Origin of the sequence: Roseburia sp. CLA-AA-H209 (assembly GCF_020687575.1) — a bacterium.
Taxonomy (GTDB): domain Bacteria; phylum Bacillota; class Clostridia; order Lachnospirales; family Lachnospiraceae; genus Roseburia_C; species Roseburia_C amylophila.
The window spans coordinates 226,233-247,546 of the sequence record NZ_JAJEQU010000001.1; the positions used below are offsets into that span (position 1 = coordinate 226,233).

General features: G+C 41.1%; 22 protein-coding genes and 1 other annotated feature. Of the genes, 4 read left to right on the forward strand and 18 right to left on the reverse strand.

Annotated features, from left to right (window positions below; genetic code table 11):
* Window positions 1-33: 33 nt before the first annotated feature.
* Window positions 34-882 (reverse strand): diaminopimelate epimerase, encoded by an 849-nt coding sequence (dapF, locus tag LKD41_RS01145; RefSeq protein WP_227700146.1) that lies wholly within the window; start codon window positions 880-882, stop codon window positions 34-36.
* A gap of 65 nt (window positions 883-947) precedes the next feature.
* Window positions 948-1,397: a hypothetical protein gene (locus LKD41_RS01150; RefSeq protein WP_227700147.1), complete on the reverse strand. Its 450-nt coding sequence runs from the start codon at window positions 1,395-1,397 to the stop codon at window positions 948-950.
* 173 nt (window positions 1,398-1,570) lie between these two features.
* On the opposite strand from LKD41_RS01150, the gene sigG reads away from it, so the two are divergent.
* Window positions 1,571-2,356 (forward strand): RNA polymerase sporulation sigma factor SigG, encoded by a 786-nt coding sequence (gene sigG, locus LKD41_RS01155; protein ID WP_022242606.1) that lies wholly within the window; start codon window positions 1,571-1,573, stop codon window positions 2,354-2,356.
* On the opposite strand, the gene LKD41_RS01160 is transcribed toward sigG, so the two are convergent.
* Window positions 2,335-2,889 (reverse strand): biotin transporter BioY, encoded by a 555-nt coding sequence (locus LKD41_RS01160; protein WP_022242607.1) that lies wholly within the window; start codon window positions 2,887-2,889, stop codon window positions 2,335-2,337. The two genes, sigG and LKD41_RS01160, sit on opposite strands and share 22 nt — an antisense overlap.
* Before the next feature lie 275 nt (window positions 2,890-3,164).
* Between LKD41_RS01160 and LKD41_RS01165 the strand changes: the two genes are divergently transcribed.
* Window positions 3,165-3,332 (forward strand): hypothetical protein, encoded by a 168-nt coding sequence (locus LKD41_RS01165; protein WP_227700148.1) that lies wholly within the window; start codon window positions 3,165-3,167, stop codon window positions 3,330-3,332.
* Between the two features lie 267 nt (window positions 3,333-3,599).
* Here LKD41_RS01165 and trpD read toward each other — a convergent pair whose 3' ends face one another.
* From trpD to trpE, 7 genes are read right to left on the reverse strand one after another with little or no spacing between them, the layout of a single operon-like run.
* Complete coding sequence (gene trpD / locus LKD41_RS01170; protein WP_227700149.1) at window positions 3,600-4,613, reverse strand: anthranilate phosphoribosyltransferase; 1,014 nt, start codon at window positions 4,611-4,613, stop codon at window positions 3,600-3,602.
* A 14-nt stretch (window positions 4,614-4,627) separates the two neighbouring features.
* Complete coding sequence (trpA, locus tag LKD41_RS01175) at window positions 4,628-5,419, reverse strand: tryptophan synthase subunit alpha (protein ID WP_227700150.1); 792 nt, start codon at window positions 5,417-5,419, stop codon at window positions 4,628-4,630.
* Window positions 5,420-5,429: 10 nt separating this feature from the next.
* Complete coding sequence (gene trpB / locus LKD41_RS01180; protein ID WP_022242610.1) at window positions 5,430-6,617, reverse strand: tryptophan synthase subunit beta; 1,188 nt, start codon at window positions 6,615-6,617, stop codon at window positions 5,430-5,432.
* A complete protein-coding gene (locus tag LKD41_RS01185; RefSeq protein WP_227700151.1) occupies window positions 6,610-7,221 on the reverse strand; it encodes a phosphoribosylanthranilate isomerase in 612 nt (203 codons plus the stop codon). Before LKD41_RS01185 ends, trpB begins: the two co-directional genes overlap by 8 nt.
* Window positions 7,222-7,232: 11 nt before the next feature.
* Window positions 7,233-8,045: an indole-3-glycerol phosphate synthase TrpC gene (trpC, locus tag LKD41_RS01190; protein WP_022242612.1), complete on the reverse strand. Its 813-nt coding sequence runs from the start codon at window positions 8,043-8,045 to the stop codon at window positions 7,233-7,235.
* 3 nt (window positions 8,046-8,048) lie between these two features.
* Window positions 8,049-8,618, reverse strand: coding sequence for an anthranilate synthase component II (locus LKD41_RS01195; protein ID WP_227700152.1), 570 nt, complete (start codon window positions 8,616-8,618; stop codon window positions 8,049-8,051).
* Window positions 8,615-10,021, reverse strand: a complete 1,407-nt coding sequence (gene trpE / locus LKD41_RS01200) for an anthranilate synthase component I (RefSeq protein ID WP_227700153.1) — start codon at window positions 10,019-10,021, stop codon at window positions 8,615-8,617. Before trpE ends, LKD41_RS01195 begins: the two co-directional genes overlap by 4 nt.
* Before the next feature lie 79 nt (window positions 10,022-10,100).
* Window positions 10,101-10,403: a binding site (T-box leader), on the reverse strand.
* Between the two features lie 186 nt (window positions 10,404-10,589).
* On the opposite strand from trpE, the gene LKD41_RS01205 reads away from it, so the two are divergent.
* Window positions 10,590-12,077, forward strand: a complete 1,488-nt coding sequence (locus tag LKD41_RS01205) for a hypothetical protein (RefSeq protein ID WP_227700154.1) — start codon at window positions 10,590-10,592, stop codon at window positions 12,075-12,077.
* Window positions 12,078-12,202: 125 nt separating this feature from the next.
* On the opposite strand, the gene LKD41_RS01210 is transcribed toward LKD41_RS01205, so the two are convergent.
* The 7 genes from LKD41_RS01210 to LKD41_RS01240 form a co-directional block, all read right to left on the reverse strand.
* Entirely contained in the window at window positions 12,203-12,460 is a 258-nt protein-coding gene (locus LKD41_RS01210; RefSeq protein WP_117697112.1) for an HPr family phosphocarrier protein, read from the reverse strand.
* Window positions 12,461-12,570: 110 nt separating this feature from the next.
* Window positions 12,571-14,481, reverse strand: a complete 1,911-nt coding sequence (locus tag LKD41_RS01215; RefSeq protein ID WP_227700155.1) for a PTS fructose transporter subunit IIABC — start codon at window positions 14,479-14,481, stop codon at window positions 12,571-12,573.
* A 20-nt stretch (window positions 14,482-14,501) separates the two neighbouring features.
* Entirely contained in the window at window positions 14,502-15,416 is a 915-nt protein-coding gene (pfkB, locus tag LKD41_RS01220) for a 1-phosphofructokinase (protein ID WP_227700156.1), read from the reverse strand.
* Complete coding sequence (locus tag LKD41_RS01225; RefSeq protein ID WP_227700157.1) at window positions 15,413-16,162, reverse strand: DeoR/GlpR family DNA-binding transcription regulator; 750 nt, start codon at window positions 16,160-16,162, stop codon at window positions 15,413-15,415. Before LKD41_RS01225 ends, pfkB begins: the two co-directional genes overlap by 4 nt.
* Window positions 16,163-16,380: 218 nt before the next feature.
* Entirely contained in the window at window positions 16,381-16,881 is a 501-nt protein-coding gene (locus LKD41_RS01230; protein ID WP_022242620.1) for a GreA/GreB family elongation factor, read from the reverse strand.
* Window positions 16,882-16,906: 25 nt separating this feature from the next.
* Window positions 16,907-17,890 carry a phosphate acetyltransferase gene (gene pta / locus LKD41_RS01235; protein ID WP_227700158.1) on the reverse strand — a complete coding sequence of 328 codons (984 nt, stop codon included), beginning with the start codon at window positions 17,888-17,890 and terminating at the stop codon, window positions 16,907-16,909.
* A gap of 116 nt (window positions 17,891-18,006) precedes the next feature.
* Window positions 18,007-18,681, reverse strand: a complete 675-nt coding sequence (locus tag LKD41_RS01240) for a Crp/Fnr family transcriptional regulator (RefSeq protein WP_227700159.1) — start codon at window positions 18,679-18,681, stop codon at window positions 18,007-18,009.
* An 86-nt stretch (window positions 18,682-18,767) separates the two neighbouring features.
* On the opposite strand from LKD41_RS01240, the gene LKD41_RS01245 reads away from it, so the two are divergent.
* Window positions 18,768-19,547, forward strand: a complete 780-nt coding sequence (locus LKD41_RS01245) for an ATP-binding protein (RefSeq protein WP_227700160.1) — start codon at window positions 18,768-18,770, stop codon at window positions 19,545-19,547.
* Window positions 19,548-19,575: 28 nt separating this feature from the next.
* Here LKD41_RS01245 and LKD41_RS01250 read toward each other — a convergent pair whose 3' ends face one another.
* Entirely contained in the window at window positions 19,576-21,273 is a 1,698-nt protein-coding gene (locus tag LKD41_RS01250) for an alpha-glucosidase (RefSeq protein ID WP_227700161.1), read from the reverse strand.
* Window positions 21,274-21,314 lie beyond the last annotated feature (41 nt).

The window sequence follows — 21,314 nt, forward strand, 5'->3', positions numbered from 1 at the left end:
TCCATTTTATACTCAAAGGCAAGCAGTTGTCAACTACGCCAGAAAGTGTTCTGCCATCAGAATTGTTCCGATTTTCTGCACCTCTCCGGTAAGGAACACGCTGCCATCCTCTCCGATTTCTATCAGTAACTGCCCACCCGGCATCGTGACTTCAATTCTGTCATCCACCAGTCCCAGCTTATGGGATGCTGCCGCTGCTGCACAGGCTCCGGTTCCGGAAGCTAAGGTATATCCGGCTCCCCGCTCATAGATTTCCACCCGGATATGACCTCTATCCATTACTTTACAAAGCTGCATATTAATCCGGTTTGGAAAATAAGATGCATTTTCCACATAAGGTCCTAATTCCATTGCCTTTTCTTTACTGATTTCATCTAAATGAATCACGCAGTTCGGATTTCCCATGGAAACACAGGTTGCCCGGTAAGGATGGCCATGAAAAACCAGAGGCCTGTTTATAATTTCCGGAGGCGTACCTACATAAGCAAGTACCCCTCCGGTAAATTGTGGTATTCCCATATTTACTTTCATAAGACTTCCGTCTTCATTTAAAAAATCAATCCTTACTTCGCCTGCCTTGGTATAAAGGCTAAACGGTCTGTGTCTGATATATCCGGCATCTAATAAATATTTTGCAAAAATCCGAACACCATTTCCGCTGCGCTCTGCTTCACTTCCATCCGGGTTTAATATCTTTACATAAAGCTTCTCATCCTGCCATATCGGTCCATATAAAATGCCATCAGCTCCTGCGCCAATATTTCTTCTGCACAGCTTTACAATATGACGTTCCAATAAATGTATCTTATTCTTATTCGGGTCAAGTACAAGATAATCATTTCCTAATCCATGATACTTCTGTAACAGCAAGGCATCATCCATACTTATGCTCCAGTTTCACTTCTTATTACAATATATGAATGAGATATTGTCCGTTAGAACCCGACTTATTCCTGTTCTGTTTCAACGGTCGCTTCTATGACCTCAGACACTTGTTCTCCACTGTCTGTCTGTTTCTCCACCACCTGCGGTGTTTCCACCTCCTGTGACACTTCCGCTGCCTGCGGTGTTTCTTTTCGTTCAGGACTCTTTTCTCCTAAAATAGCAGATAACTTATCATCTGAAATCGTTTCATCTGCTTCTTCTTTCTGTAAACGTGCTCTTTCTTCCTCAATCTTCTGCCTTACTGCCGCATCAATCTCACGCTGCTTTTTTTCTTCTTCCTCTGCAGCCACTCTTGCAAGACGATCAAGAATCTCCTGTGCCTGCTGTTCATCCTGCTGTTTCTTGCGTGCGGCTAAAATCTCTTCTTCCGACATGTAATGAACATTCCAGCGTTTCACAATACTATGAGCAATTCGCTCTCTTTCATTTCTCTTATCTATTGCATCCTGCATATTATTCCACTTCCATTTTTTTCTTTATGTATATCATAGCTTTCACCCATTCGTTTTTCAAGATGAAAAATTATTAAATTTTTATTGTTTCCGGCATATTTTTATGTAAATAAGGACATCCTTTCTGTATCAGCCAATGGCTGCAAAAACATTTTAACCCGGAGGTACGCATCATGTCCGTCTACAAAGTTGAAATCTGCGGCGTAAATACCGCAAAGCTTCCAATCCTAAAGGAAGAAGAAAAGGCTGCTCTATTTGCCAGAATCAAACAGGGGGATATGACTGCAAGGGAAACATATATCAAAGGAAATCTTCGTCTGGTCTTAAGTGTGATTAAACGTTTTTCCGGAAATCAGGAAAATATTGATGACCTCTTTCAGATTGGATGTATCGGACTGATTAAGTCCATTGACAATTTTGATGATACACTGGGGGTAAAATTTTCCACCTATGCCGTCCCTATGATTATTGGCGAAATCCGCCGCTATCTACGGGATAACAACAGCATCCGTGTCAGCCGTTCCCTGCGGGATACTGCCTATAAAGCCATTCATGCCAAAGAAATCCTGATGAAAAATTCCATGCAGGAGCCTACTTTACAGGAAATTGCAAAAGAAGCCGGACTTACCAAAGAAGAAATCGTCTATGCCCTAGATGCCATTCAAAGTCCGGTCAGTCTTTATGACCCGGTCTATACGGATGGTGGTGATACACTCTATGTGATGGATCAGATTAGTGATAAAAAGAATAAAGAAGATAACTGGGTGGAAGGGCTTGCCCTCTCCGATGCAATGAACCGGCTCAACGACAGAGAAAATCATATCGTTAAGCTGCGGTTCTTTGAAGGTAAAACCCAGATGGAGATTGCTGATGAGATTCATATTTCCCAGGCTCAGGTCAGCCGTCTGGAAAAAACTGCTCTAAAGACTATGAAAAATTATCTTGCCCTGCATACCTGAGCTCTGATTTTTGGTGCAATTAAAATTGCCAGTGCCATTTTCACCAGGTCACCAGGAATAAAAGGAATTACACCAGCCCATAATGCTGCCATCATGTCCATCTTTGCTTCATAAGCAAGCCATGCTGTTCCTAACGCATAGCAGACAATCGTTCCAACAATCATTGCCAGCAGACACAAGAGCCATTTCTCAGTATATTTATCAATTACAATACCGGCAATGATTGCCATTGGAATAAATCCGATTAAATATCCACCGGTCGGGCCAAAAAGTTTCGCCGGTCCTGCGGTAAATCCTGAAAATACCGGTACACCAACCAGTCCAATCAGAAGGTAAATGACGTAGCTTAACGTTCCAAGCTTCCAACCCAGTAAATACAATGAGAAGTAAATAACCAGATTGGTAAGGGAAATTGGTACCGGACCAATCGGCAATGAAAATGGTGCCAGGATACAGGTCAGTGCTGTCATGATTGCTACCAGTGCCATCTGCTGGGTTGTGATTTTTCTTTTTTCTGTTGTTGTGTTCTGCATAATTTTCTCCTAACGTTTGTTGTTATTGGGTGATTGAAAAATAAATATATTTTCAGTAAATTTAACTATTCAAAGGATATTGGCTTTTCTGCTCTGAAATACCGAAGTTCTAAGATGCATGTTTTTCTTTTTTTATTAAAACCGTCTTTCCAATGTTTAACAGGATATCAGAACTGTTCGTTGAAGTGCGGATGCATTTATGTAACTGTTAGGGGCACTTAGAATTTCGTCTGTTTCAGGCAACGCTGGCACATGGACGTGCCAGCGAGGTGCATATGAGCACGGATGCGAATTTGCACCGGTTGCCGGATATTGTGATATTTTATCCGAAATTCTTAGTGCCCCTTGCAGGTATCATACAGCATCCGTACCCAACGGACAGTTCCGATATCCGGTTAAAGAAACGGAAAGACAGTTTCTATGCAAGAAAAACATGCACCTAAGAACTTCCGGCATTTCATATCAATCAAAAGCCAATATCCTTTGAATATGCAAAATTTAAAAAGAATACTATATTTATTTTTCAATCACCCATCAAAAATACCCTATAGATTTTTATCCATAGGGTATTATATGGTATGCGCCGCCCAATTGTCAACTTGTATTTTGCATATGGTTGACAATTAACAATACTATGTGCTTTACATCACTTCGATTTCCGAAGTTTTTCGCTTCTGTTACTCATCTGTTTTTTCAGTGTTTTGTTTCTTCTACGCTTCGTTTGATACCTTCACCAGCTCCGCTAACTTCCCTGCTGCTTTTCCACTGTCGATTGCTTCTTTTGCAAGGGTGATTCCATCTTCAATGGTGGATGCTGCTCCACCAACATACAGGGTTGCACCGGCATTCAGTAATACGATGTCGCGTTTTGCGCCTTTTTCTTCTCCGGAGAGAATTTTCTTTGTGATAACGGCGTTTTCTGTTCCATCGCCACCACGCAGTTCTTCTAAGGAAGCACGCTTTAAACCAAACTGCTCCGGTGTTATGGTAAATGTATTTACTTTCCCGTCCTTGATTTCAGATATTACGGTCTCGGTTGTGGTTGTGATTTCATCCATATTGTCTTTGCCGCTTACTACAAAGGCACGTTCAACGCCAAGCCTGCTCATGGCAAGGGCAATTTTTTCTGTCAGGGCTGCATCATAGACACCTACCACCATACTTTTTGCTCTGGAAGGATTGGCAAGAGGTCCTAAAATATTGAACACAGTACGCACACCCATTTCCTTTCTTGCCTGGCCTACATATTTCATGGATTTGTTAAAGAGCTGTGCAAACATAAATCCGATTCCGGCTTTTTCCACGCAGGCTTCTACTTTTGCAGGCTCTGCCATAATATTTACGCCCAGTGCCTCTAATACATCACCGGCTCCGCTCTTTGAAGAAATGGAACGATTGCCATGCTTTGCTACCGGGAGTCCGGCTGCTGCAACGACAAATGCAGAAGTTGTAGACACATTAAAAGTATAAGTACAGTCTCCACCGGTTCCAACCAGATCCACATAATTAGAAACCTTCGGAGAAATAGTATCTGCCTTATCCCGAAGCACCCTTGCAAACCCGGTTAATTCATCTAAGGTCTCACCTTTCATACGAAGTCCCATTAAAAAAGCACCAATCTGAGCCTGGGATGCTTCCCCGCTTAATAAGATTTCCATTGCTGCTTTTGCCTGTTCTTCTGTTAAATCTTTTCCTTCTGCAACCAGTTCAATATATTCTTTCATCGCAAATTCCTCCTTTACTGATTCAGTTCCTTTTTAAATTTGCCACAATAAGTTCCAATTGCCTGTAAATCATAATCATTTTCTTTCATCAGTCTGATGAAATGTGAGCCTACGATTGCTCCGTCGATAATATTTTTCATCGGTGCAACATCCTCTGCAGTACGGATACCAAAGCCCATCATAACAGGAATCTTTGATACTTCTTTTACACTGCCCAGATAATCAATTACACTCTTATGGAAGGTTGCTTCCTGTCCGGTTACACCCATGGAAGATACGCAGTAAACAAATCCTCTTGCATCCTTTAAAATCTCAGGGATTCTGTCTTTCGAAACCGGAGATACCAGCTGGATAAGAATCGGTGCATTTTCCTTCTGTAAAAATTCCTTTATCTCATCCTGTTCCTCTAATGGCAGATCCGGAATAATCAGTCCGTCTACTCCGCTTTCGATACAAGCATCCACAAAGGCTTCCACACCATAGTGAAATATGGTATTGTAATACATCATAAATACGATTGGAATCTCAATTTTTGCACTGCGAAGCTTTTTCATGGCTTCTAATACTTTCTTTAAATTCACACCTTTTAAGATGGCATGATAGGAAGCATCCTGAATAACCGGGCCGTCTGCTACCGGGTCTGAAAATGGAATTCCCAGCTCGATGATGTCTGTTCCCGCCTGCTCCTGAGTGCGGATAATCTCCTGCATTTTATCAAAGTCCGGCATTCCTGCTGTCATATATGTAATAAATGCTTTTTTGTTCTGTTCTTTTAACTGTGCTAATTTTTCTTCGATTCTGTTCATGCTGCACCTCCTAGTTTAAATAACCCTTTCCTGCAAGATAATCTGCAATTGTATTTACATCCTTGTCGCCTCTTCCGGAAAGACAAACCACCATAATATCATCCGGTTTCATTTTCTTCGCCTGCTTCTTTGCATATGCCACTGCATGGGCACTTTCGATTGCCGGTATGATACCCTCTAATTTACAAAGCTCCATTAATGCATCCATGGCTTCATCATCCTTGATTGCAACATATTCTGCTCTGCCGCTGTCCTTAAGATAGGCATGCTCCGGTCCAACACCCGGATAATCCAGTCCTGCGGAAATGGAATGGGCAAGCTGCACATTTCCATCCTCATCCTGTAATAAATAGGAACGCATACCATGTAATACGCCAGGCTCGCCCAATGCCATGGCACTGGCATGTTCTCCTGTTTCAATTCCCTTTCCGGCAGCTTCCACACCAATCAGTTTTACGTCCTTTTCTTCAATAAAATCTGCAAACATTCCGATAGAATTAGAACCTCCGCCAACACATGCCATAACCACATCCGGCAGTCTTCCTTCCTGCTCTAAAATCTGTTTCTTTGCTTCTTTGCTGATGACGCTCTGGAAATATTTTACCATCTTCGGATAAGGATACGGTCCAACAGCGGAACCGATTACATAAAAGGTATCCTCTGCGGTTTTTGCCCAGGTACGAATTGCCTCATTCGTAGCATCCTTTAAGGTATTACTTCCGGATGTAACCGGCACTACTTTAGCTCCCAGCATTTCCATACGCATTACATTCAGCGACTGACGTTTCATATCCTCTGCTCCCATATATACGGTACATTCCATATTAAAAAGAGCTGCTCCGGTTGCAGTTGCCACACCATGCTGACCGGCTCCGGTTTCTGCGATTACCTTGGTTTTTCCCATTCTCTTTGCCAGAAGAATCTGACCGATTACGTTGTTAATCTTATGGGCTCCGGTATGGTTTAAATCCTCTCTTTTTAAATAAATCTTAGTTCCATAAGCCTCACTCAGACGGCTGGCAAAATAAAGTGGTGTCTCTCTTCCTACATATTGTTTAAGATAATAGTCCACTTCCTTTAAAAATTCTTCATCCTTTGTATACTTTTCAAAAGCATCATCCAACTCTTTTAAAGTATTCATCAATGATTCTGCTACATACTGTCCACCAAATGCTCCATAATAACTCTTCTTATTCATGTTCTCTCACCTTTCTTACAAATGCTTCTACTTTTTTATGATCTTTTCCATGTTCTCCTTCTACCGAAGAACTGACATCTACTACATCAGGTTCAAATAACCGGATACCTTCTTCTACATTTTCACTGCTTAAGCCGCCGGCTAAAATAAATGGTATCCTTCTTTCCTGCCATTCCCTTCTTTTTTTCATTGGAAAATCCTGCCAGGAAAAAGTCTTTCCACTGCCAAATTCCGGTGCGTCTAATAAAATGCCGGAAATACCATCCGGAACATTTATTTCTTCCGCTTCTTCCCTGCTTCGCACCTGACATGCTACCCAGACCGGAATTTTAAGATTTTCAGGAAATTCCTGCATCTTATGAATCTGCAGAATATCAAAACCTGCTTCTATGATTTCATCTATCAAATCCAGTGCCGGATTTACGGTAACTGCTACAGTTTTAATAGAAGGCTTCAAATGTTTCTTAATTTCTTTTGCCTGCTCTATTGAAACGTTTCGTTTGCTTTTTTCAAAGAACACAAAGCCTGCATAATCTACCTGCATCTGGTTCAGCACTTCTGTCTCAGATTCTCTTGTGATGCCACAAATCTTAATCTTTGCCATGCCATTTCTCCTTACTTTGCGGCTTCCTTATAAACCTGTTTCCAGTGGGCTGCCAGTGCCTTTGGATTTTCATGTTCCATAAATGCTCTTCCAATTAAAAATCCACTGACACCGCAATCTGCAAGATATGCCACATCATCATCTCTTACAATTCCGCTTTCTGCAATTAAAAGTTTATCCTTTGGCACCATCTTAGAAAGTGTTTTGGTTCGTTCCAGTGAAATCGTAAAATCCTTAAGATTTCGGTTGTTGATTCCAATGATGTCTGCATCCAGCTTCAATGCCCGCTCCATTTCCCATTCATCATGGGTTTCCACCAGTACATCTAACTTTAATTCCTTTGCCAGCTGATAAAAGTCATACATTTCCTTGTCATCTAAGATTGCTGCTATCAGTAATACTGCATCTGCATCAATGGCTTTTGCTTCATAAAACTGATATTCTTCAATCATGAAATCCTTCCGTAACATTGGAAGCGGAGTCAGATTTCTTACTTTCCGGAAATAATCAGTATTTCCAAGGAAATGCTTCTCTTCTGTCAGGCAGGATACCGCATCCACAGAAGCGGTATAATCTTCCATCCGCTCTTCCAATGTAATCCTGCTTTCTATCTTTCCAAGGCTTGGGGATGCATTTTTAAATTCTCCGATAATGGAAAGTCCATCTTTGGCAAGATTCTGATAAAAGCTTCTTATCTTTTCTTTCTTTGCCGCCTCTTCTCTTAACTTCTCTTCCGCTAATGTCCGCATCACTGTCAGATCTGTTTTCTGCTTATCCCGAAAAAGCTGCTCTCTTTTATCTGCAACAATTTCATCTAATATCATGTTCTATATCCTCCCGTTTAAGAAATTCTCTATCATACGCTTCCCATGCTGTGTATAAATGGATTCCGGATGGAACTGTAATCCAGCTACCGGATAATCTTTATGGCGCATTGCCATGATTTCGCCATCCTCTGTCTCCGCCGTTACCACAAGGCACTCCGGAAGACTATCTTTCTGAACAGCCAGGGAATGATATCTTGCCACCTGAATCGGGCTTTCAATTCCCTGAAAGATTCCTGTGCCGTCATGGGCAATCAGGGACTGTTTTCCATGATATAATTCCTTTGCATAGCTCACTACGCCGCCAAAGGTTTCCCCGATACACTGATGTCCTAAGCAGATGCCAAGGATTGGAATTGTCTTATAAAATTCCTTCACCACATCCATACAGATGCCGGCATCTTTCGGTGCTTTTGGTCCCGGAGAAAGAATGATGCGTTCCGGGTTCATGGTGCGGATTTCTTCTATTGTAATCTTGTCATTTCGTTTTACGATAATATCCTTCGTAAAAGTTCCTATATACTGATACAGGTTATAGGTAAATGAATCGTAGTTATCAATCAGCAGTATCATAAGTTCTCCTCCTCAACCAAAGTCTTTGCCAATGCCATTACTTTATTGCAGCATTCATAATATTCATTTTCCGGTACGGAATCTGCTACGATTCCGGCTCCCGCCTGAAGGTATACCTCATTTCCTTTCTTTACCATGGTCCGGATTGTAATACAAAAATCCATGTCTCCACCGAAATCAATATAACCGGTTGCTCCACCATATAAGCCTCTTCGTACACTTTCTAATTCATCAATGATTTCCATAGCCCGAATCTTTGGTGCTCCGCTTAAGGTTCCTGCCGGAAGGAAGGATGCCACCAAATCTAATGGATGGGATTCTCCTTTCTTGCGTCCCTCTACCTGGGAAACAATATGCATTACATGGGAATAATTCTGTACTTCCATAAACTGTGTTACCTTTACGGTTCCAAATTCACTGATTCTTCCCATATCATTTCTTGCAAGGTCTACTAACATAACATGTTCTGCCCGCTCTTTTTCATCGGAAAGTAGTTCATCCCGCAGCCGTTTGTCTTCTGCTTCATCTTTTCCTCTCTTCCGGGTTCCTGCAATCGGACAGGTGAACACTTTATTTTCCTGCTTCTTTACAATCATCTCAGGTGAACTTCCGATTACTTCAAAGGTTCCGTAATTAAAATAATAAAGATACGGAGAAGGATTTAATTCTCTTAATTCCTTATATAATTCAAAACCGGTCTGTCTGGTTTCAATCGTCCAGCGCTGTGACAATACGGTCTGGAACACATGGCCTTCTCTGATATAATGTTTGATTTTCTCTACCTTTTCGCCATATTCTTCGATGCTGTCCGACTTCTTAATGATTTTTCCATCATGGTAGAAGTTCCGTTTGCATTCCTTCTTCTCCATGGCTTTCTTTATCATCTGCCCTGCCTTTTCCATTGCCTGCTCTCGTCCTTCTTCCGAAGGCTCTTCTAATACTACAGCGGTCAGTGTTTCTGCTACATGGTCTACCATAAGGAAAGAAGTCATTAACATCATCTGTATGGTTTCGATTCCGATTTCATCCGGGTTATTGTCCGGAAGCACTTCAGAATATCTTACAAAATCATATCCAAGATTTCCAACCAGTCCACCGGAGAAGGACAGCTCTTCGTCTTCTTTTTCGATATGAAATTCACTGTAGTATTCTTTCAGACGCTCCAGCGGATTTCCTTCTCTTACTTCCTCTGTGCCATCTGCTTTTGTAATCACCAGTGCATTTCCTCTTGATGTTACAATTTCTTCCGGCTCCATTCCAAAGAAAGTATAGCGGTCATAATTCTTATCGTAACTTTCTAACAGGAAGCCTTTTTTATCTCCTACCAGACTTTCGTACATGTCTGTTGATTTTTCATTGACAATGCTCACTGTTTTTTTGAATACTTTTCTGTTTCTTACCATAATCATCCTCCTATAAACCGGCTTTATAAATGCTGCTCGTGCAAAGAAAAAGTCCCTGACCGGAAAATGTTCTTTTCCAGTCAGGGACGCTTATCGCGTGGTGCCACCCATCTTCGCTATGTCTGCTTTTTACCTGTAAGTAATTAAAAAAGCGGATATTTTCAATTAGAAAATATCCGCCACTAATTCAAACATAACCTCTTGGATACAGAAGTCTCCTTCGATATCCTCGTCCCTGTAACGTGGGAAAACGGCATCCGCTACTATTGTTCACTTTGCATCTGACAAATCCATTCCGAATAAACTATCTTACCGGCTTCCACCAACGCCGGCTCTCTGTAAAGAAATCATTTACCGTACTACTTTTGCTCACTGATTTTATTTATTCAGTTCATTAATTGAGCTTAGTTTATCACTGTAAAGCGATGATGTCAATGTATTTTTATAAAATTTTTTCTATTTTTTTTGCAAAATCATGCAAAAAAAAGAAAAACATTGTCAAGCTGACTTTAATATGATACCTTAATAGAGTGCAACCATTCACATAATATAGGAAAAGGAGAAAGTTATGTATAATTTAAATGGTGAAAATGTAAACGACAATCCAAATGGTTTTTCCGGGAATGAACCTGCCGGAACTCCAAACCCAGACAACAATGCTCAGATGAACTATGGTCAGCCGGCTCCTGAGCAGCAGACTTACAACCAGCCGGAAAATGGTCCTCAGACCTATGATGCACCAAATGCAAATCAGCAGCAGGCATTCAACCAGACCGATTATAATCCAAACAGCTTTAATCAGAACGCTTATAATCAGTCGGCTTACAATCAGCCAGATTACGGACAGCAGGCATTTAACAATGGAAACACCTATAATGGAAACAGCTACAATGCAGCACCTTCCTACAATCTCAATGGTGATGCACCGAAAAAATCCTGTGTTTTTGGTGTCCTTGGTCTGATTCTTGGTATCGCTGCTTTACCTTTCGGATGGTTTGTTCCAATTATCGGAATCATTCTTGGTATCGCTGCTATCATTCTTTCCATTCTTGGAATGGGTAAGAACCGTGACCTTCGTGGTGCAGCAATTGCCGGATTAATCATTTCCATTCTGGCAACCATCTTTTCTATCGGTGTTATTGTATATGCAGTTATCAATGTTTCTAAAACCTTAAGCAATGCCGGAAAAGAACTTTTTGACAACAGTGGTATCACATCTGATCTTGATGACTTTGATTTTGATTCCGATTCAGATGATAGTGATGACTATGATGACAGTGATTACAGCTATGGCGATGACAAAGAAGTTCCTTTAGATAATGTTGTATTATACTCAGCTAATGATGTTACCATTACAGCTACCAGTATTGTATACAGCTACTATGATGATTCTGTAATTCCGGAAATTAAAGTTACTGTTGAAAACAATACTTCTAACGACCTTGGAATCAGTGTTGATTATTGTGCAATCAATGGTGTAACCATGTATGGTTATATTTCAGGTGACATCGCTGCCGGTAAAAAAAGCAACGAAGAACTTAGCATTTCTACTGATGATTTCACTTTAACCGGTTTTGACAGCATTGATAATATTAAACTTCAGGTAAGCTTCTATGATTCTGATACTTATGATACTTTGATTGATGATGGTGTTGTACAGGATATCAATCTTTCCGATTCCTATACTCCATTCTCTATTTCCTCTGTTCCGGGTGCAGTTGCATTAGATTCCTCTAATGGCATCAATGCATATTATGTCGGCACAACAACCGGTTGGGATGATACACTTGTATTTGTATTCTATATTGAAAACACTACAGATAAAACCTGTGTTGCTGAATCCGATGATTTCTCAATCAATGACTTTATGCAGGATGATTACGGATATGGATATCTTCTTCCTGGAACCGGTACCTTTATGTCAATTGAAGCAAATGATGATATTACATCTATTGATGATGTAACCAATGCTTCTATTAAATTTGAAGTACGTGATTATGATTCTTATGAGACATTCTATTCCTCTGATGAATTAACATTTATCTCAAATAACTAAGGAATTTTAAAATAATACAAATCATCATAAAAGGGACCTGCCACTTATCCTAAGTGACAGGTCCCTTTTCATCGCTGTGAACACCTTTTCCGAAATGCACTTCAGCTTAAATATTCTTCCTGACTTTACAGATTCTCCTGTAAGAACGCACTTAATTTTTCAATTGCTGCATCTTCATCTTCCCCTTCAGCACGAAGTGTGATTTCTGCACCTTTCTTAGCACCCAGACCCATAACGCCAAGGATTCTCTTCGCATCTACTTTCTTACCATCTTTTTCGATTGTAATTGCACTTGCAAATCCTGCAGCTTCCTTTACCAGTAACCCTGCCGGTCTTGCATGGATTCCCTGTTCATCTGTGATTGTGTAAGTAAATTCCTTCATGTTCTTCCTCCTAAAAAGTTATATTTTTCCCGTTTTTTATACCATAGTTTTAATTTGCAAGTATGTTGACTCGCTTATGCTCACTATTCGTGAGTACATCACTTATTATATCATACAATCTTCTTTTTTAACAATCCCAAAAGTAGACAAGATACTGCTGAACCTACAATCAATGATAAAAGATACCAGATTGCATTACCCATTACCAAGAATACGAAGATTCCACCATGTGGTGCCATCAGTGTACAGTTAAATGCCATAGACATTGCTCCTGCAATTGCAGAACCTACCACACAGGCTGGAATCACGCGCAGCGGATCCGCTGCTGCAAATGGAATTGCGCCTTCTGTGATAAAGGATAAGCCCATGATAAAGTTTGTCGGTCCGGCTTTTCTTTCTTCTGCGGTAAATTTATTTTTGAAAAATAAGGTTCCAAGTGCAATGGCAATTGGTGGTACCATACCGCCAATCATAACGGCTGCCATAATATTATAGTTTCCAGCGGCAATGGATGCAGTTCCAAATACATATGCTGCTTTATTTACAGGGCCGCCCATATCCACAGCCATCATTCCTGCTACCAATGCTCCCAGTAATACAGAGCTTACGCCATTCATATGTGCCAGTCCGGTATTAATTGCAGTATTTAATGCTCCAACCGGCGGTTCGATAACAAAGGTCATCAATGCTCCTATCAACAGTACACCAAGCAGCGGATACAGTAGAACCGGTTTCAATCCATCCAGGCCTTTTGGCAGTTTATCAAAGATTTTCTTTAATAACTGGATGATAAGACCTGCGGCAAATCCGGCTACTAAGGCTCCCAGGAAACCTGATTTTCCATTTGCTGCAATTGCTCCTCCAACGAAACCTACTACCAGTCCAGGACGGTCTGCAATACTCATGGCAATATAGCCAGCCAGTACAGGAAGCATAAAGCCAAATGCCAGTCCTCCAATGGACTTAAAGAATGCTGCTGCCGGAAGAATTGTACCAAAATTAGCACGCTCATCCGTAGGAAGTGATGCAAGGTCTACACCAAAGCTGTCGATTAAGAATGCAATGGCAATCATAATACCACCACCGACAACAAATGGAAGCATATGGGAAACACCGTTCATCAGATGCTTGTAAACTTTGTGTCCAAAGCTTTCTCCGCCCATGCTTTCATTTTCTGATGCTTCACCGCTGCCTTTATAAATTGGTGCATCCTTTGCCATAGCGCGCTGTATTAATTTATCTGCTTTACTGATTCCATCGGAAACCTGACAGATGATAACCGGTTTTCCCGCAAAACGATCCATCGGGACTTTGGTATCGGCTGCAACAATAATGCAGTCTGCTTCTTCAATTTCTTTTGCAGTAAGCACATTTTTTGCTCCGCCGGAGCCTCTTGTTTCCACCTTAATAAAGCAACCTAATTCTGCTGCCTTCTTTTCCAGACTTTCTGCTGCCATGTATGTATGGGCAATTCCAGTCGGGCATCCGGTTACTGCAAGAATCTTTTTCTGATTTACTTCCGGTTCCTTTCTTTCTGTTTCCTTCTGTTCTTCCTTTTCTTCCTTCTCAGACTCTGCTTCATCAATGACTTTTAAGAATTCTTCAACCGAAGCAGCCTGTTTTAATCCGTTGGTGAAATTCTCATCCATCAGAAGAACAGACAGACGGCTTAATACGTCAAGATGTACATTATCTTCTGTATCCGGTGCTGCAATTAAGAAGATTAAATGAACCTTCTCTCCATCTAATGCATCAAAATCTACCCCATCCTTTAATACCATTGCACTTAATCCCGGTTTCTTTACGGCTGCTGATTTGCAATGAGGAATTGCAATGCCCTCTCCAATTCCTGTGGTACTCTCTTCCTCTCTTGCAAAGACTCCTTTCCGGTAAGTCTCTTCATCTGCTATTTTTCCACTCTTTACCATCAGGGAAACCATCTGGTTTAATACATCTTCCTTTCCGGTTGCTGAGCCATTCAACTGAATGCTTTCCGGTGCCAGCAAATCTCTGATTCTCATATATATCTTCCTCCTTTTTCTTAAAATGGAAATGCATGATTCTTTAATAATTGTTCTACTTCTTCTTTCGTTGCAAGTTCTTCTGAAAATGCACTGGCGCTTCCGGTACAGACTCCCATCTTAAACGCCTGCGCATAATCCTTATTCTTTAAATATCCTGCAAGGAAACCTGCCACCATGGAGTCTCCTGCTCCTACGGAATTCTTTACTTTACCCTTCGGAGCTTCGCTCTCAAAAGCTTTTCCCTCTTCTGTCAAAAGCACAGCCCCGTCACCTGCCATGGAAACAAGTACATTTCTTGCACCCTGCTCCTGCAGCTTCGCTGCGTATTTCTTTACATCCTCTTTGCTGCTGATTGTCACACCAAATAACTGTCCTAATTCATGATTATTCGGTTTAATCAGGAATGGATGAAGCGGAAGTACATTTGCCAGAAGTTCTCTGGTTGCATCTACAGCAATCATGACATCCTTTCCTTCCAGGTATTTCATGATATCCATATATATGGACTGCGGCATAACATCCGGTATACTTCCTGCCAGTACCAGCACATCACCGGCTTTTAAGGTATCTAATTTGGCATAAAGCTTCCCGATATCTGTGCTGCGGATCATCGGCCCCTGGCCATTGATTTCTGTTTCTTCTGTAGACCGAAGCTTCACATTAATTCTTGATATTCCTTCCTCTACCTGAATGAAATCGGTATTTACACCCTCTTCATCCAGACGCTTGCTGATTTCTTCTCCGGTAAAGCCAGCTAAAAAGCCCCATGCGGTACTCTTTAATCCCAGATGATTCAGTACGATGGATACGTTGATTCCCTTTCCTCCCGGGAACATTTTCTCCTGTTCCGTCCGATTTACCTGACCGGTTTTGAAGGTTTTTACATCCACCACATAATCCAGTGACGGATTAAACGTTACGGTATAAATCATTCTTCCACCTCCTTTATATTTTTATACTTCCGATAAGACTCTAAGGTAAGACCTGTTGTAATCACATCTGCTGAAGCAAATGGTGCAAATGTCACACTGGATATCTGTGCAAATTTACTCTTATCTCCCAGGATATAACACTGTCTGCAATTTGCCATTGCTTTCTTCTTTACCATAGCCTCTTTCACATCCGGTGTGGTATATCCTTTTTCTACATTAATTCCATTAGTTCCGAAGAAACCTTTTGTAAAGTTATATTTATCCAAGGACTCCACTGCCTCAGCACCTACCACAGCTTCTGTGGATGCCTTGAACTCTCCGCCGATGATATAAACCTCACATCCCAGTTCAGAGAGCCGTTTTGCATGGGCTACTGCGTTGGTTACCACACAGGATGGCTTCACATCCATAAAATCAATCATGCTGTCTGTTGTGGTTCCTGCATCCAGATAAATAAAATCATCTGCTGTAATTAAGGATGCTGCATACTTCGCTATGGCTGCTTTCTCATCACGATGCATGTTTCTTCGAAGTAGCACATCATCATCCTGTGTGTGAAAAACTGTTCCCCTTAAAATTGCACCGCCATGAACCTTCAAAAGCTTTCCATTTTCATCTAAAGTATTCAAATCTCTTCGTACCGTTGATTCGGAAGCATCGAAAAGCTGCATCAGCTCAGTCACTTTAACACTACCCTGTTCTTCCAGCAGGGAAAGGATTTTTCCATATCTTTCCTCTGTCAGCATATCATCCCTCCCATTCCTATTTTCTGCTTTCTATGGTTTTATTATACGTTCAAAACCAGTCATAGTCAATCACGTTCCGTCATTTCCGTTCACAAAAATTCATTTCACAATTTGTGCAAAATATACAAAAAAGAAGCCTGCAAAAGTATCACCTTTTACAGACCTCTTCTCGCCTTTTTAAACCGTTTTCCGGTTCTTATTCTTATTCTTATTATCTTTTAGAAGCTTCGGATTTTCTCGTTCTCTTCTCCGGTATTTTCAATTTTACGGATTATAACATCATAACTGTAATCGTCATTTACCTTCACACTGACACGGTCTCCTACCTTATGGCCAAGCACTGCTTTCCCCATAGGAGATTCGATACTGATTAATCCTTTCAACGAATTTCCACGCATGGTAGTCACCAATTTGAAGGATTCTTCCATATCATCTTCTTCAATATAAACCGTCACCGTATTATTGATACCTGCCTCGTCTTCCTTAGAATCATCTGATACCACGACTGCAGTACGAATCATGCGCTCTAAATAACGAATTCTGCTTTCGTTTTTATTCTTATCTTTCTTGGCAGCATAATACTCGAAGTTTTCACTTAAGTCACCCTGTTCTCTTGCTTCCTGTACAGCACGGATTGCATTCTTTCGTACCACTAATTTCCGATATTCAATTTCTTCTTCCATCTTCTTGATATCACTTTGTGTTAATTCGTTATGCATACCGTCACCTTTTCATTCTAACAGTTTAAGCTAATGCAGCTGTAATAATTGCCATGGAATATACTTCTGATGCATTACATCCGCGGGATAAGTCATTGATTGGTGCATTTAATCCAAGAAGAATCGGACCATATGCATCAAAGTTACCAAGACGCTGTGCAATCTTATATCCAATATTTCCTGCATTGATATCCGGGAAAATAAAGGTATTTGCATGTCCTGCCACTTTGGATTCCGGACATTTGGTACGTGCAACTCTTGGAGATACAGCTGCATCAAACTGAAGCTCTCCTTCGATTGGAAGCTCCGGATATTTTTCTCTTGTCTTGTTTGCCGCATTACGCATCTTATCTACATCCTCGCCCTTTCCGGAGCCTAATGTAGAATAGCTTAAGAATGCTACCCTTGGATCTACACCGAATATCTTTGCACACTCTGCTGCTTCTCCGGCAATTTCAACCAGTTCATCTTCTGTCGGATGAATGTTGATTGCACAGTCAGCCATTGCCAGTACTTCATTCTCGCCGGTTGCAGAAGGACGTACCAGAATAAAGCAGGATGATACAATGCTGTTACCCGGTTTTGTCTTAATTAACTGTAACGCCGGTCGAACAGTATCTGCTGTAGAATAGGTTGCTCCACCTAACAGTGCATCAGCATATCCCATTTTTACTAACATGGTTCCGAAATAATTAGCCTGTGAAAGAATTCCTTTTGCCTGCTCTGGTGTTATGCCTTTGCTCTTTCTTAATTCACAGAACATAGTAACCATCTCATCAAATTTTTCAAAATGTAATGGATCGATAATCTTGGCTCCGCGAATATTAAATCCGCTCTCCTCTGCTGCTTTCTGAATCTCAGCCTCATTTCCAACCAGAATCGGGCTTAAAAAATTACTTGCCAGCAGACGGGATGCTGCCTCTAAAATTCTTGGGTCATTTCCCTCTGTAAACACAATTTTCTTTGGGCTTTTCTTCAAAATATCAATCAGTTGACCAAAACCAAACATATCTTTCTCTCCTCTACTCTCTATATATTATTTTAACTGCATATTATTGTACCCTCTTTTAAATAAAAATCAAGTTTTGAATTCAGTACAATTTCTCAAGAGTGCATTTTCTTCTATTATAAATATGCATCTCTGTTCAGGCAAAAATGATTCTTCCGGAAAGAAAGCATTCCCTCATCTCTTAATTTTCCAAGTTCCGTTGACATCGCACTTCGTTCCACAGAAAGATAATCTGCTAACTGCTGTCTGGAAAATGGAATATCAAACTCTGATGTTCCATGTTTCTGTGCCTCTGCCGACAGATAGGACAATAACTTTTCCCTGGTATTGCGTTTTCCCATATGGGTTAATTTTTCATTAAAGCGAAGATTCTTTTCTGCCATATTCTCTAATAAATTCCGAAGCAGAACCAGTTTCCAGCCTTCCGTTTCTCCATCTGCATCCAATATATTCTGAACGTTCAGCCACAGCACATTTGCTGCTTCTTCTGCAATCACATTTACATTAATATTCCGCCTCTGCATACAGGCAAAGGTCTCTGCAAAAACATCCCCAGGACCTATCTTTGCAACCAGATTCCGGTTTCCCCAGAAATCCTCCTGCACAATCAAAAGTCCACCAGAAACCAGCATTCCCATTTCTTTTACCTGCTCTCCGCAGTGCAGAATATAATTTTCTTTATCATAAGTCATCTCATGGGCATCTAATCCCTTTAAGACTTTCTCCTCTTCTGTATCCTCAATTCCTTCAAAAAAAGGTGACTTTTTCATTTCTACAGGAAATTTTTTCATTTTACAACCTCCGTTGTTTTTCCAACCGATTATTTATTGCTATTATAGTATACTGACCATACAAAATCAACGAGGAGGAATCTAAAATGATTCGTAAAATAATTCATATTGATAAAGAAAAATGTAATGGATGCGGTTTATGTGCATCCGCCTGCCACGAAGGTGCCATCGGCATGGTCGATGGAAAAGCCCAGCTTTTAAGGGAGGATTACTGCGATGGGTTAGGCGACTGTCTTCCGGCATGTCCTACCGGTGCTATTACCTTTGTACAGAGAGAAGCCGCTGCCTATGACGAAGTGGCTGTAAAAGAACACTTAAAGAACCGTGAAGCGGCTTCGGTAAAACCTGCAGTTTCAGCCAATCACGCAGCTCCGGTTTTCAGCGGATGTCCGGGCAGCCGGATGCGCTCCATGCAGCGTAAAAACACGGAAAATACTTCTGCAGGCTCTAATACCGCATCCGGTACTGCATCCAACGCAGTCACAGCAGGAAACGCACCGGAAAGCCAGCTTACCCAGTGGCCGGTTCAGATTAAATTAGCACCTACAAATGCTCCGTATTTTGACAATGCAAGACTGCTGATTGCTGCAGACTGTACAGCTTTTGCCTATGGCAATTTCCATGAAAAATTCATAAAAAACCACATCACCCTGATTGGATGTCCCAAACTGGATGATGTGGATTACAGTGAAAAGCTTACTGAAATTATCCGCAATAACAATATCAGAGAGATCAGTATTGTGCGCATGGAGGTTCCGTGCTGCGGCGGCATTGTAATGGCTGTCCAGAATGCCTTAAAGCAAAGTGGGAAAATGATTCCATGGCAGGTTGTTACCATCTCTGTTGATGGCGAGATTATGGATTAAATTTCCAGATCAAATTTCTTTCTAAAGTTTACTTTTCTAATTCTAAGACAACAGTTTCACAGCTGTCTAATGTAATTGTTCCATTTAAGGCTGCCTCAGCATTGATTGCTTCCTGGCGGCCTTTATTGGTTAATAAGACCTTTGCAACTTTATGTTCTAATGTGATGGTATGTTCTTCTGTTCCAAAGTTTGCAAGAACCAAAAGCTTCTGACCACTTTCTTCATTTACCCGTTCAAACGCAAATATGTCATCTACATTTTCATATTTTGGCTTAAAAATACCATAAGTGAAAGTATCTTTGTATTCTTTTGCCTTACGCAGTGCAATTAATTTCCTGTAATAAGCCAATACAGAATCTGCCTTATGTTCCTGGGCTGCTACATTGATTTCCATGTAATTCGGATTCATGGCAAGCCATGGAGTTCCATCTGTAAATCCGCCATTTTTTCCATCGGACCACTGCATTGGTGTTCTGGCATTATCACGGCTGTTCTCATAGCAGCATTTCAAGGCTTCTTCTTCACTGAGTCCTGCACGCAACGCCTCCTGATACTGGTCGATGGTGCTGATGTCATCATATTCTGAAATATCATTTCGTTTGCAGTTGGTCATCCCGATTTCCTGTCCCTGATAGATAAATGGAATTCCACGCAAAAGAACGGATACGGTTCCAAGCATCTTCTTTCCTGCATCATTTCTGGCATGCTCCGGCAGATAATGGGTTGCTCCTCTTGGTTCATCATGATTTTCAATAATGTTTGCCTTAAAGCATTTTCCCTGTAATTCCTGCTGGGAATCGAAAATTACTTTCCGCCATTCCTCAAAACGTAATGGTTTCTGGTCGTACCAGCCATGCTCCCCAAAAGTAAGCACATGGGCACTGAAATCAAACATCGTAGAGAAATGTCCATCCTCTCCGATAAATTCCAAGAGTTCATCTTCCTTCATATTAAAGACTTCTCCTACTGTAAAGGCATCGTGCTTCTCAAAGGTCTCATGCTTTAATTCCTCTAAGAAATCTCCTACTCCATTTACTGCTTCCACCATCTTGATACAGGTTGCAAGTCCATCCGGTCCATCCGGCTCAAAGGACGGGAAGTTAATATCTTTCTTGATATTGATAATTGCATCTATACGGAATCCTGCCACGCCTTTGTCTAACCACCAGTTCACCATTTCATAGATTTTCTGACGCACTACCGGATTCTCCCAGTTTAAATCCGGCTGCTCTTTGGCAAACATATGAAGATAGTATTTATCACTATTTGGCACCTTCTCCCAGGTGCTTCCGCCAAAATAGGAACGGTAATTACTTGGAGCCTTGCCATCTTTTCCTTTCACAAAATAGAAATAATCTGCATACTCTCCATCCGGGTCTGCCAGTGCTTTCCGGAACCACTCATGCTGGTCGGAGCAATGATTTACCACCAGATCCATTACGATATACATATCACGTTTCTTTGCTTCCGCAAGCAGCTCATCAAACTCTTCCATGGTTCCGAATTCTTCAGCAATATTATAATAATCTGAAATGTCATATCCCTGGTCTACAAATGGGGATTTATAAATCGGTGAAAGCCATACGATATCGATACCCAGTTCCTTTAAATAATCCAGTCTGGATATGATTCCTCTCAAATCACCGATTCCATCTCCGTTGCTGTCCTGAAAGCTCTTTGGATAAATCTGATATGCCACCTTGTCATGCCACCATTTTTTCTTCATGTTCTCATCCTCCATATTTCCATTATTCCTGTATTTACACT